We start from the raw sequence: 13,351 nt of genomic DNA on the forward strand, positions 1-13,351 counted from the left end.
TTACAAATTCCGAGCGTCTAAGTTTAAAAAAGCCGCATCATTGCTGATGCGGCTTTGTCGTTTTTACGTGATAGTTTTTAGGTGACTAATTTTGATACTCGCTACATGGTGACTGTCAGAGACAAACCATCTTGTTTAGTCACTGAGTAGCGAACACGAGTCACGTCATGAGCTTTATTAGTGTCGACTAGGCGGCTAATTTTGCCCTTCTTAATCCACACGTTTAACATCGCGTCGGCGCCATCTTCACTCATCCCAAACTGTTTAGCCAGATCTGACTGGGAAACGGTTCCTTTGTCTGCAATGTATTGATAAAGCTCTTTTAAAATCATGCTACTTGCGCCTCTAATACACCGTTTTGTTTCTTACCAACTCGTTTGAACACACGGTATGTGCCAAAGAAGATAGCTACGATCACTGCCATCCAAATGCCACTTGTCACTGGGCTATCTGCGAAATGCGTCAATTGGTTGTAGAACGTCGCACATAGGTAAGCCAAGCCCATTGTCCAAACCGCGATAAAGCGTGCGAACTTATGACCAAACTCACGTACGTAAGCCCCCATCGCCGCCACACAAGGAGTGTACAGTAGGATAAAGATTAGGTAAGCAAATGCGGCATTACCAGAAGCAAACTGCGATTTGATGTTACCGAAGATAGAAGCATCGACTTCTTGCTCTTCTGCAACGGCATTTGAGTCAGTTAAGTCACCCACTTCAATACCTAGTGGATCTGAGTAGCTCAAACCGGCTAGGTTTTCAGGGATACTCATTACTGCCTCTTCTAGGCTGCCCATTAGATCAAATTCTGCGTCTTCACCGTCGCTTGGCGTATTGTATAAACTGTTCAGCGTACCAACTACCGCCTCTTTTGCGAAGATACCAGTAATGATACCTACGGTCGCTGGCCAGTTGTCTTCTTGAACACCGATTGGTGAGAATACTGGAGTCACAACTTGCGCTGCTTTAGAAAGCACAGAGTTTTCGCTGTCTTCGTTACCAAAACTGCCATCAGTCCCCAATGAGTTGAAGAAACTCAGAATAGCAACAACGATAACGATGGTTTTACCTGCACCAAGTACAAAGCGCTTTAGCTTTTGCCAAGTTTTGATCACCACGTTTTGTAGCGTCGGAAGCTCGTAATCTGGCATTTCCATCAATAGGCTATCGCTGCTACCTGGGTAAAGCGTGTGCTTAAGGAAAAGACCTGTGAAGATCGCTGCCACAATACCAAGTAGGTAAAGTGCGAATACAATGTTCTGGCCAGAACCTGGGAAGAATGCCGCAGCGAATAGCGCGTATACAGGCAGACGAGCACCACATGACATAAATGGTGCCATAGAGGCAGCCAGTTTACGCTCACGTTCTTGGTCTAGAGTACGAGTTGCCATGATTGACGGTACGTTACAGCCAAAACCAAGAACCAACGGTACAAATGCTTTGCCCGGTAGGCCGATCTTCTGCATCACTTTATCTAGTACGAATGCTGCACGAGCCATGTAACCTGAGCTCTCAAGTACCGCTAGGAAGAGGTACAAACACGCGATAACCGGAATGAAGGTTGCAACCGTCTGGATACCACCACCGATACCATCAGCAAGAACCGTCACTAACCACACAGGCAAATGACCGTCTAACAAGTGATGCCCACCATCAACCAATAATGCGCCCACACCAATGTCAAAAAAGTCGATAAATGCACTACCGATGTTAATCGAGAACATAAACATCAGGTACATAACAACAAAGAAGAAAGGAATTCCAATCCACTTGTTCAAAATAAACTGGTCGAGTCTTTCAGTCACACTACGACTTAACTTGCCTTCGCTTCGGCGAACTTTTTTACACTGTTCATGCAGATGCGTGTACTTAGTATCCGCGACATGCAAATCGATATCAAAATCTAACGTCGTAATGACTTCCAAGACTTTGCTTCTATCAATATCAGAAAGACTATTGAGCACCATTGTGTCTTTTTCAAGCGCACGAATCGCTAGTGCACGATGAGCGACGTTTTGGTCGTTAAAAAGTGCGGAAACCGTTTGAATTGCCGACTCCATCTTCTCACCGTAATGCAAAGACAATTCTTTAAGTGGCACTCCTTGAACGATGGATTTATGGAGCTTTTCTTTAAACTCTGCCACTTGAGTTTTATTGGTTGCAGATAAACTGACAACCGGACAACCTAACGTTTTCTCAAGCTCTGCAACGTTAATCATCTGACGTTCACGCTTTAGCGCATCCATCTTGTTGAGGACAACAATCATAGGGCGACCAAGTTCGCGAAGTTGCAGCGTCATGTATAAGCTGCGCTCTAAACTTGTAGCATCCACCACGTTAATAATGAGATCAGCAGGATGAGTTAGAACCGCACGCGATGCGATGGATTCATCAATACTATTACTATCATTACCACTGTCTAATGAGTAAATACCCGGAAGGTCAGTGAGCAAAAACTCATCCCCAGCATGCTTGAATTGTCCCGTTTTCTTTTCAACCGTGACGCCTGCCCAGTTACCAACTTGCTGTTTTGCGCCAGTTAAACCATTAAATAGCGTCGTTTTACCACTATTAGGGTTACCTACGGTTAGCACTTGATATTGCATTACACTCGCTCCACTTCAATTTTCTGAGCAATTGTTTCTCGCAATGCGACAGACACACCACGGACTTCGACTTGTAAAGGATCGCCCATTGGCGCACGTCGAATCACTTTGACTTCTGTATTGGGAAGCAGCCCCATTACCATGAGTTTCTTTCTGATATCTGATGAAAGACCATCTAACAACCGAATCGTCACCGTATCGCCAGGATTAATCTCTGATAACTTCATAGTGGCCCTTAAGAGTATTGCTAATGAGAAATATTATTATTTAATAAGTTTAGGTTGCCAATATTACTCCCCTATACCCCTTCAATCCTTGTGTGAAATCAAAGATTCCGTAAATGTTTTCACGCTTTCAAACGTTAACTTCGTAAATTTCCTCTCGTTATTTACGTCAAAATTAACAATTACAAATGACACCTAACGAAACAAAAATGTCACAAACCAAGACAGAAAACAAAAAATTCAAATTAAAACAATGGCTTAAGTAAAAGTCCAAACGTTGTCGCTTTTCTCATATAAACATGGCGTTATTTTTATAAGAAAAATAAGTAACCTCTCGTATAGTTACTCCATCGAGAGGGCAACCTCTCTAATAAATTCCAGAGGTGGCATGGCAACATGTCACTCCGGCAGCAAGCGAAGGTGTCCTTGACACCCGTGGTATAGTCCCCCCGGCTATACCACGATATTTTTTTTCACCTCTTTCAAAACTTCTTTACCTTATTCATCTTTTCAACACAGTTTTCGTTTTCACGAATGTCGCATGCCATCACTTCCCCAAATGAACCACGCTCTTTTGATACAGCAATACAACTGTCATTTATTTGTTGCAACTATCAGTAAATCATTCTCTTGAAGCCATTTATGCTTATTGCTATGAACATCGCGACTAACAGATAGAACGTGATCGTGCTTACGTGTTGAGAATGGATTTGTAGGCTAGATGTGATGAAGAAACAATGAAACTTACTGCGTTAGCAACTGCAGCAATAATAGAGCACTGTATGCAGCTCCCCAGCATCTTAACTATTAACTAGGGAGCGTATAATGAAGGTTTTCTAGTTAATTTCTTGGCTTTCTTGAGTCAAAGCAAACTTGGAAGGGGGCAAACCAAAATGCAGCTTAAACTTTTGGCTAAAGTAAGATGGATCATTAAAGCCACAGTTAAAGGCGACTTCACTGATTTTCTCACCCGCCAATAACTGTTCACACGCCGTTTCTAAACGAACCTCTGTGACATAGTCTTTTAACGTTCTTGACGAGGCAGATTTAAAACGTCTCTGCAAAGAGCGTTCAGACATATACAGCATTTTAGCGGCTGACGCAGTGCCAAATTCAGGATCATGGTAATGCTCTGCCACTAATTGATAGACTTTTTGCAACCACTCTTTCTCTGGTGTGACTTGATCTTCTGCAATAGTTACAGGATTGAGTTCTTGCTGCGGTTCATCCAGATAACTACTTTCCTTCGCAGATGGCCATGTAATCTCGACTTTGTTTTGAGCATCAGAAGAGAAGACAGCCAAATAACCACCACTCGTTGTCACTAGTTGGGCAAGGTGGTCAATACTCAACTCAGAGTGATTTAAGTTAGATGGAAGCCCAGTCGCGACTTTATTAGGTAATTGCGTCCCGTAATCAAGAAAGCTCAATGACACAATATCATGCCCCTTTTCTAGCATAATTCTAACCGTTTGACCCCGGAAAGAGCGCTTGATGATATTGGCAAAAATGCTATTGAAAATAACATCAAGATTAAAGCTTTCCAGAGCAACCCGGCTCTGCTTACTCTCATCTTCTAGCTCTACCAAAATACCCGCTTTTGCAAAGTCATCTTGCCATACATCAACCACTGACTGAGTTATCTGACTCAAGTTGTAGTTCTGACTCCCACCACTTACATCACTTGGAACGCTTTTGAGTTCATTTAACTGCCAATTCGTTTTAGCCAAATGATCCTCCGTCGCAGTATCGAGAGGCATAGGTAGTTTCGCCACAATAAAGTCGACGCTTGATTTTATGGATAGAGCTACATGGTCTACGAGTAGGTTTCTAACTTGAATCTGTTTACGTAATTGCTGGTTGCTCGTAAGCAACACTCTACTTTGATGTCTTAACTGATTCGTTTTGAGAGTCACTTGAGCTGCTAGATCACGGTTAGCCTGTACAACGTAGCGAGAGCGCCAGAAAACAAGTAATGCGACGACCGCAATACTAGCTACGACAAAGCCTAAAATAGCAAATCGCGATAGATACCAAGGATGAAGGACGATAAAGTGAGATTCTAAACCAACGACTCCAGTGGCAACTTGAGACTCATTACTGACCTGCAAGTGATATTCACCGGAACTAAGGTGCTCGAGTGTCAGTTGGCCCCCCTCTAACGTTTGCCATGGGTCATCGTTGTTCAATCGATAGTACAAATTTTGACTGTCTGGTTTTGGCATCACACCGAATAAAAAACTCAGCGAAGATCCATATGGCAGTGTGAGCCCATTCAGATCGGCACTACCAACTTGCAGAACTTCATTTTCAAGCACAACTTGGCTAACAATAAACTTAGACTCTGGGGGATTAGATACAAGCAGCTTGGATGCTTCTGCTTTTACGAGTCCGTACTTCGACCCCAGAACAAGCTCTCGCTCACCAATTTCTGTCTGCTGTATAACGCTACAAATACCAGGGAGGAACTCATTGTTCATTAAGCCTGATGACGATGAGTAATGTTTCACTAACTCACCCGAAAGGAGGTAATAGCTTAAACCGACAGAGGAAGCTAACCATACACCTTGCCTGTCTCTGATCAAGCAAGCAGGTCTGGCGTTGGGCTCACTCATTTCAACAACACGTTTTTCATCGCTTCGTGTATCAGTTTTAAACACACCATAAGATGAAGCAAACCACTGGCTGCCATCAACCGCCGTGGTCATGTCTAATGATTCACCAAACTTTTCTGAAAAACGGATAAACTGGATGTTGTCATTACTGTATTGGTATACGCCATGATCGGTGCCTATTAATAGGGCGTCTTCAGTATCATATAGGCGCGTAACCTTAGCAGGCAAATACTGACTTACCAGCCACTCACTTCCAAAGTTTCGTACGCTTTGTGCAGCAGTATCAACATTGTAAAGATGGTATCCGCTTGATACCCAAAGACGGTCATCACCATCAACGGTCACATGCTCTACGGCATGTCCGGCCATAAGCTGTAAATAAGGAAATGTAATCTTGTTGAGACCATTTAGCTCAAATATTTCCAGCCCTTTTGAGGTTGCAAGCCAAAGCATGCCGTTTTGAAACGCAAATTCATTGATCTGCGACTCCAACTCTAAGACTTGGTTAATCCCACTCTTTCCTGAACGATAAATCTTTCGGTCATCAGCAAACCAAAGCGCACCATCAGGACCTTCAATAGTTTGCCGAATTCGTCCTGATAGGGTGTGTGAGTCATAACTACTAAAGGTCACTCGTTCAAATTTTTTACTAAATAGCGAGTAATAACGAATACCTTGGTTAGTCGCAATCCACATCCCTCCCATATTGTCACTCAACAACGAATAAATCTTCGTGTTATCTAACTCTAACTCAAGAAAACTTGCAGGCGCGACTTCAGTGACCTCACCTGAAAAAAATGAGTACAAATAAAGGCCATGCTCTGTCCCCACCCAATACTCTTGATTTGTCTCTGCGAATGTCAAAACATGTGAGCCGCCAATTCTAATCACTTCTTTATCAGGCTGGTAAATGTTGAAAATTAAAGCGCCACGCAATGTACCTATCAAAATTTCTCTTCGCGTGTGTGAATAATAGACTTTCTCAATGTAGTTTTGACCTGAGGCAGCGACATGGTCAAACTTATCACCTTCAGAAAGATAGAAGCCGGAAGTCGTTGCTAGTGCCCACTTCGTTTCAACTAGCACCGCATCATTAATGTAAACGTAGCTATTATTACTATGTTGATAGAGCTGCAATAGAGAGAAAGAGTTTAACTCGCTAGTGTCGATATTGTAGGTATAGAAATGCGCGCCATCACTCACCCAAATATAGTTCTTTGAAGACCCTATTTTTCTTATTTGTGAGCCTGGATTTAAACTAAAGACTAAACGTCGCTCCTGATTTGGATAAGTTCGATAGACCTCATTTTCAATAAAGGTCCAAAAAGCACCTTTATGATAGGCCAACTGCTTGGCCGACGTTTGTAGGAAGCTACCTGATTTAGGCAATATAGTTTGACCATCGTAAAACAGGACTCTCCCGTGTACGTCATGAATCCACAAACCGCCCTTTTCACCCAAGAACAACTTTTTAGCCGCGATAAAAGTACCCTTTGCCTGAGTTGGCAAAGGGTAAAAGATTGCATTTGCACTATGAAGCGCAAATGCTTGGTAGGATAAGACGAAGCCCAACAGAGCAAGGGCTAATTGGCGTAGCAAGACGAAAACCTTTTGTATCAATTTGTGCTCTGAAAGTGACCGTTCATCGTTTGTAAAACATGGATTGATACGGTTATTTTGAGCTGATAATTATTGGTAATGATATCTCAATTACTTTCTGAGAAAAGGCTCGCCTTACCAAAGGTTGTAATTCTTACTACTGGATCACGTTAAAAAGACTACTCCTACATTACGACAGCACTTAATCTGACTTTTTGTTCAAGCATTGCTCAAAACTATTCGCCATATTGTTGAGAAAAGTAAAGTAACTGCCAGGTTTTGCTTCAATTGTACTCCCTAACGGGTCAAGCTCGCCTTTAGCGACATCACTGCCTCTCATTACGCTCTGAACGACAGCCGGGGTAAACTGAGGTTCAGAAAATACACAAGCCACATCTCCACCACTTAGCTTTTGACGAATTTGAATTAAGGTCTTCGCTCCTGGCTTGCGTTCTGGGCTCACAGTAAAATGCCCCATTTGATTTAGTTCATAACGATCTTCGAAATAACCGTAAGCATCATGGAATACAAAGTAACCTTTGTTTTTTACTGGTGCCAGCTTCTGCTTTATCTGTTGGTCAGTGTCTTTTAGCTCGAGTTCAAACTTTTTGAGGTTCGCTTGATATTGAGCTGCATTTTCCGGATCAAGTGATACAAGTTGATTCACAACAGCCTTGGCCACTTGTTGTGCTTGGCTTACACCTAGCCAAAAGTGCGGATCATGTGAGCCATGATCGTGCCCATCATGGTCATGGTTGTGCTCACTATCAAATTCACGCAATTCTAGATTTGGAATTTGACTAATAGTCAAAGTATTCGATCTATCCGAAACAACTTTCTCTAGAAACGGTTCAAGATCATGTCCGTACCAGATAACCAAATCAGCCGAAGCGACCTTTTTAACATCCGATGGACGCAAAGCATAGTCATGGGGTGATGTGTTAGACTGCAATAGCACGTCTGGTGAAGTTACTCCTTGAGTAAGCTCTGTTACTAACAACTGAATAGGTTTGATACTCGTCAGTACCGTTACCGCCTGTGCTGGCAGTGTTAACATTGCTGAGGCAGCAAGAATTAATGCTCTTTTCATAGTTTTACTTGGGATATGGCGTGGAAAGTGAGATAATGTTACATTATAACATTATTGATTTGCAAATGAGTTTCATTCATGTCTTCCTTAGTCCATCTTGAGCAGTTATGCGTCGAGTTCGATGGCCGCAGAGTTCTCGATAACATTAGTATGGAATTAGAAAAGGGCAAAATAACTACCCTAATTGGTCCCAATGGAGCGGGAAAATCAACGTTAGTCAAAGTTATCTTAGGTCTTCAAAAGCCGACTAGCGGCAAGTTGAACCGACAAAGAAAACTGAAAATTGGTTACGTTCCTCAAAAGTTGAAGCTCAATGACTCCCTTCCATTGAATGTAACCCGCTTCCTAAATTTAGCAGGAAAATACAGTAAGCAGGAGTGCATTGATGCATTAAGGCTTGTTGGCGCTGAACATTTACTTAATAGTAATATGCATCGCTTATCCGGTGGTGAAAACCAACGAGTGTTACTGGCGCGCGCTCTGCTTCAGCGTCCTCAGCTATTAGTATTAGACGAACCAGCTCAGGGGGTGGATATCCAAGGTCAAATCGATCTCTATGACTTAATTGAGAGCATTCGTCACCGCTTTGATTGTGGCGTATTTATGGTATCGCATGACTTACATTTAGTGATGGCGAAAACGGACGATGTTATTTGTCTGCATCACCATGTTTGCTGCTCAGGTTCACCTGCCACTATTACTCAGCACCCTTCTTACATCGCGCTATTTGGCAATGCAGCGAGAGAATCTCTCGCGTTTTATCATCACGACCATGAGCACCATCATCACGATTTATCCGGAACGCCAGTAAGCGGTGATGCGACATCATGCTCCCACCATAAACACGGACATCACCATCATGATTGAGTTTCTCCTACCTTCTATTCTTGCTGGTATTGGTATCGCGATCATTGCCGGTCCACTTGGGTCATTTGTCGTTTGGCGCAAAATGGCTTACTTCGGAGATACCCTAGCTCATGCATCGTTAATGGGCCTAGCGCTGGGCTTCTTGCTCAACGTAAATCTCTACCTTGCGCTACTCGTCTGCTGTTTAGCTCTGGCCGTTTTGCTTGTCACTCTGCAAAAGCAACAACTTGTGGCTACAGACACGTTGTTAGGTATCTTGGCACACAGTGCACTCTCTATCGGTTTAGTATCGGTTAGCTTTTTGGAAAACGTGCGCGTCGATTTAATGAGCTACCTATTTGGGGACTTACTTGCCGTCTCTCCACAAGATCTGATGTTTATTTACGCAGGTGTTGTTGCGGTAAGTGCGTGTTTGTACGTCTTCTGGCGCCCACTGCTTTCTAGCACTGTTAGTGAAGAACTTGCCGCTGTTGAGGGCGTGAATACAGACTTAGTTAGATTGGTGTTAATGCTAATGGTGGGTGTAGTAATCGCAGTAGGTATGAAGTTCGTTGGCGCGTTGATCATGACTTCGCTCCTAATTATCCCAGCAGCAACAGCACGTAAAGTCTCTTCATCACCAGAGCAAATGGCATTGTTCGCATCCATTATTGGCTCAGTGGCAGTACTGATGGGGCTTAGCCTATCATGGCACTTCGATACACCGGCCGGCCCTTCTGTAGTGATCAGCGCAACATCCTTATTTATGCTGAGCCAGCTGATTAAAAGCAAAGCATAATCGCATTGAGCATTAAACGCGAAAGACCTTGCTAACAACAAACATAAACCCACGGAAACGGAAAAAGAAAAGCCTGCGAAGTCGCAGGCTTTTTAATACTTATTAAGTAGTGTGGTCGATTACCAACCCGTCACTTCACGTAGACCTTGGCCAATCTCTGCTAGAGATTTCACAGTTTTAACGCCAGCCGCTTCTAGTGCAGCAAATTTGTCTTCAGCAGTACCTTTACCACCAGAGATAATCGCACCAGCATGGCCCATACGCTTACCAGGAGGTGCAGTTACACCAGCAATGTAAGAAACCACTGGCTTCGTTACATTTTCTTTAATGTATGCTGCTGCTTCTTCTTCTGCAGTACCACCGATCTCACCGATCATAACGATCGCTTCTGTCTCAGGGTCTTCTTGGAACAGTTTTAGGATATCAATGAAGTTTGAACCCGGGATTGGGTCACCACCGATACCAACACAAGTAGACTGGCCGAAACCTTCGTCAGTGGTTTGTTTAACTGCTTCGTAAGTTAGAGTACCGCTACGAGATACGATACCTACTTTGCCTTTCTTGTGAATGTGACCAGGCATGATACCGATCTTACACTCATCAGGAGTGATAACACCCGGACAGTTAGGACCGATCATGCGAACGCCAGTTTCTTCTAGCTTCACTTTCACGTCGATCATATCTGTTGTAGGGATACCTTCAGTAATCGTTACGATTAGCTCGATACCCGCGTCAATCGCTTCTAGGATTGCATCTTTACAGAAAGGTGCTGGTACGTAGATGACTGTCGCTGTTGCACCAGTCGCTTCTACTGCTTCACGAACTGTGTTGAATACAGGAAGACCTAGGTGAGTTTGGCCACCTTTACCTGGAGACACACCGCCAACCATTTGCGTACCGTATGCGATAGCTTGCTCTGAGTGGAAAGTACCTTGACCACCAGTGAACCCCTGACAGATTACTTTAGTGTCTTTGTTAATTAATACAGACATTATTTAGCCTCCGCAGCAGCAACAACTTTCTGAGCAGCATCAGTTAGCGACTCAGCAGCAATGATATCAACATCAGAATTAGCAAGAACTTCGCGACCTAGGTCAGCGTTAGTACCTTCAAGACGAACAACAACAGGTACGCTTACGCCTACCTCTTTAACCGCACCGATAATACCTTCTGCGATCATGTCACAACGTACAATACCACCGAAGATGTTAACAAGTACCGCTTTCACATTGTCATCAGATAGGATGATCTTGAATGCTTCAGCAACACGCTCTTTCGTCGCGCCGCCACCTACATCTAAGAAGTTAGCTGGTTTGCCGCCGTGTAGGTTTACGATATCCATCGTACCCATTGCTAGGCCTGCACCGTTAACCATACAGCCAACGTTACCGTCTAGTGCTACGTAGTTCAGCTCCCACTGAGCTGCGTGTGCTTCACGCTCATCTTCTTGTGAAGGATCGTGCATTTCACGAAGCTTAGGCTGACGGTACAGTGCGTTTGAGTCGATGTTGATCTTACCGTCAAGACATAGCAAGTTGCCTTCACCAGTAATCACAAGTGGGTTGATCTCTAGCAGAGCAAGATCGTACTGAGAAAACATAGTGCCAAGACCCATAAAGATCTTAACGAATTGTTTGATTTGGTCGCCTTCAAGACCAAGTTTGAACGCTAGCTCACGACCTTGGTAAGCTTGTGGACCTACTAGTGGGTCAATTGCTGCTTTGTGGATGAGTTCCGGCGTTTCTTCCGCAACTTTTTCAATTTCCACACCACCTTCGGTAGAAGCCATGAAAACGATCTTACGGCTAGCACGGTCAACTACCGCACCTAGGTATAGTTCGTTCGCAATATTTGAAGCTTCTTCAACAAGGATTTTTGTTACTGGCTGACCATTTGCGTCTGTTTGGTAAGTTACTAGGTTTTTACCTAACCACTTCTGTGCAAACTCTTTAACGCCTTCTTTTGTATCGTGTAGCTCTACGCCACCCGCTTTACCACGGCCACCAGCGTGAACCTGACATTTAACTACTTTCTTGGCTGTACTGATACGGCCTGCGGCTTCAAAAGCTTCTTGTGGTGTATCACACGCGTAGCCTTCTGGCACAGGCAAACCGAATTCTGCAAACAGCTGTTTGGCTTGGTATTCATGCAAATTCATTTCGATATTCCGTTTGTTTTTCCCTTAAGGGATTTATTATTTCCATAACGCTGCAGTCTTGGCTGCTTGTACGTCTGTAGGGTCTTCTCAAATCAATCCTTCATCATGAGTTCTCATACTGAAGGATTCAAATGAAGGCCAAACGTTGAGCTAGTCTAGCCATTGAAATTTTTAACGTCTAGCTACCTACGATAACTAGACGTTTTAGCGATATTAAACGTCTAATAGGAGACGTGCTGGATCCTCTAGTAACTCTTTAATCGTTACTAGGAAACCAACTGATTCACGACCGTCAATTAGGCGGTGATCGTAAGATAACGCTAGGTACATCATCGGCAAGATTTCAACTTTGCCATCCACTGCCATCGGACGCTCTTGGATCTTATGCATACCAAGAATCGCTGATTGAGGTGGGTTGATGATTGGTGTAGACATTAGTGAACCGAACACACCACCGTTTGTGATAGTGAAGTTACCACCCATTAGCTCGTCTACCGTTAGCTTGCCATCACGACCTTTGATAGCCAGTTCTTTGATGCCTTTTTCAACATCAGCGAAACCAAGCTTGTCACAGTCTTTTAGGACAGGTGTAACTAGACCACGTGGCGTTGATACCGCCATGCTAATGTCGAAATAGTTGTGGTAAACAATGTCATCGCCATCAATCGAAGCATTTACTTCTGGGTAACGCTTAAGCGCTTCTGTTACTGCTTTCACGTAGAAAGACATGAAGCCCAAACGAATACCGTGACGCTCTTCGAACTGATCTTTGTACTGCTTACGAAGGTCCATGATTGGTTTCATGTTCACTTCGTTAAACGTCGTTAGCATTGCCGTGTTGTTCTTCGCTTCTAGCAAACGGTTAGCAACTGTCTTACGAAGGCGAGTCATTGGAACACGCTTCTGACTGCGAGCCGCTGCTGGCACGTCTACCACTGCTGGCGAGTCTTCTTTTGACGCAGATTTAGCGTTCGCAAGATGCGCTTCAATATCTTCGCGCGTAATACGACCACCAACACCAGTGCCTTTCACTTGGCTTGCTTCTAAGCCATGTTCAGCCAATAAACGGCGCACTGCTGGGCTTAATGCGTCATTACTTTCTTCGTTAAGCGCAGCTTTGTGGCGCTTATCAGGAGATGCTTCAGTACCTTCTGTTTTGTCTGCAGTTGGTTCACCTGCAACTGCGCCTGGCTTCAATTTAGCAATGATTTGTTTAGAAAGTACTGTCGCACCTTCTGCTTCAACAATAGCTTCTAAAACGCCAGCTTCCGGAGCTGGAACTTCTAGCACAACTTTGTCTGTTTCGATGTCAACCAAAACCTCGTCACGCTCTACTGCGTCGCCTGGTTGTTTGTGCCATGTCGCTACGGTTGCATCAGCAACTGATTCAGGTAAATCTGGAACCAGAATTTCAA

Annotated in this window: 10 protein-coding genes; 2 read left to right on the plus strand and 8 right to left on the minus strand. The window is 43.8% G+C overall.

Annotated features, from left to right (window positions below; genetic code table 11):
- Positions 1–101: 101 nt before the first annotated feature.
- The 5 genes from R8O70_RS18735 to znuA form a co-directional block, all read right to left on the minus strand.
- A complete protein-coding gene (locus tag R8O70_RS18735; protein WP_005382192.1) occupies positions 102–332 on the minus strand; it encodes a FeoC-like transcriptional regulator in 231 nt (76 codons plus the stop codon).
- Positions 329–2,605 (minus strand): Fe(2+) transporter permease subunit FeoB, encoded by a 2,277-nt coding sequence (gene feoB, locus R8O70_RS18740; protein ID WP_318184300.1) that lies wholly within the window; start codon positions 2,603–2,605, stop codon positions 329–331. Before feoB ends, R8O70_RS18735 begins: the two co-directional genes overlap by 4 nt.
- Entirely contained in the window at positions 2,605–2,832 is a 228-nt protein-coding gene (locus R8O70_RS18745) for a FeoA family protein (protein WP_005382190.1), read from the minus strand. The genes feoB and R8O70_RS18745 overlap by 1 nt, the downstream gene beginning before the upstream one ends.
- An 833-nt stretch (positions 2,833–3,665) precedes the next feature.
- On the minus strand, positions 3,666–7,043 hold the full coding sequence (locus R8O70_RS18750; RefSeq protein ID WP_258623741.1) for an AraC family transcriptional regulator: 3,378 nt from the start codon (positions 7,041–7,043) through the stop codon (positions 3,666–3,668).
- Positions 7,044–7,245: 202 nt separating this feature from the next.
- On the minus strand, positions 7,246–8,133 hold the full coding sequence (znuA, locus tag R8O70_RS18755) for a zinc ABC transporter substrate-binding protein ZnuA (protein ID WP_033906913.1): 888 nt from the start codon (positions 8,131–8,133) through the stop codon (positions 7,246–7,248).
- Between the two features lie 78 nt (positions 8,134–8,211).
- On the opposite strand from znuA, the gene znuC reads away from it, so the two are divergent.
- Together znuC and znuB are read left to right on the plus strand one after the other, a co-directional pair.
- The gene (gene znuC, locus R8O70_RS18760; RefSeq protein WP_005382185.1) at positions 8,212–9,000 is read left to right on the plus strand and encodes a zinc ABC transporter ATP-binding protein ZnuC; all 789 of its coding nucleotides are present in this window, start codon (positions 8,212–8,214) and stop codon (positions 8,998–9,000) included.
- Positions 8,993–9,778: a zinc ABC transporter permease subunit ZnuB gene (gene znuB, locus R8O70_RS18765; protein ID WP_005382183.1), complete on the plus strand. Its 786-nt coding sequence runs from the start codon at positions 8,993–8,995 to the stop codon at positions 9,776–9,778. Before znuC ends, znuB begins: the two co-directional genes overlap by 8 nt.
- 119 nt (positions 9,779–9,897) lie before the next feature.
- On the opposite strand, the gene sucD is transcribed toward znuB, so the two are convergent.
- From sucD to odhB, 3 genes are all read right to left on the minus strand, one after another.
- Complete coding sequence (gene sucD, locus R8O70_RS18770) at positions 9,898–10,770, minus strand: succinate--CoA ligase subunit alpha (RefSeq protein WP_005382181.1); 873 nt, start codon at positions 10,768–10,770, stop codon at positions 9,898–9,900.
- A complete protein-coding gene (gene sucC, locus R8O70_RS18775; protein ID WP_005382179.1) occupies positions 10,770–11,936 on the minus strand; it encodes an ADP-forming succinate--CoA ligase subunit beta in 1,167 nt (388 codons plus the stop codon). Before sucC ends, sucD begins: the two co-directional genes overlap by 1 nt.
- Positions 11,937–12,149: 213 nt before the next feature.
- Positions 12,150–13,351: 2-oxoglutarate dehydrogenase complex dihydrolipoyllysine-residue succinyltransferase (gene odhB / locus R8O70_RS18780; RefSeq protein WP_318184301.1), on the minus strand; the 1,202-nt coding region annotated here is incomplete at its 5' end.

The sequence above is a fragment of the Vibrio sp. 779(2023) genome, from assembly GCF_033344285.1.
Lineage (GTDB): Bacteria > Pseudomonadota > Gammaproteobacteria > Enterobacterales > Vibrionaceae > Vibrio > Vibrio alginolyticus.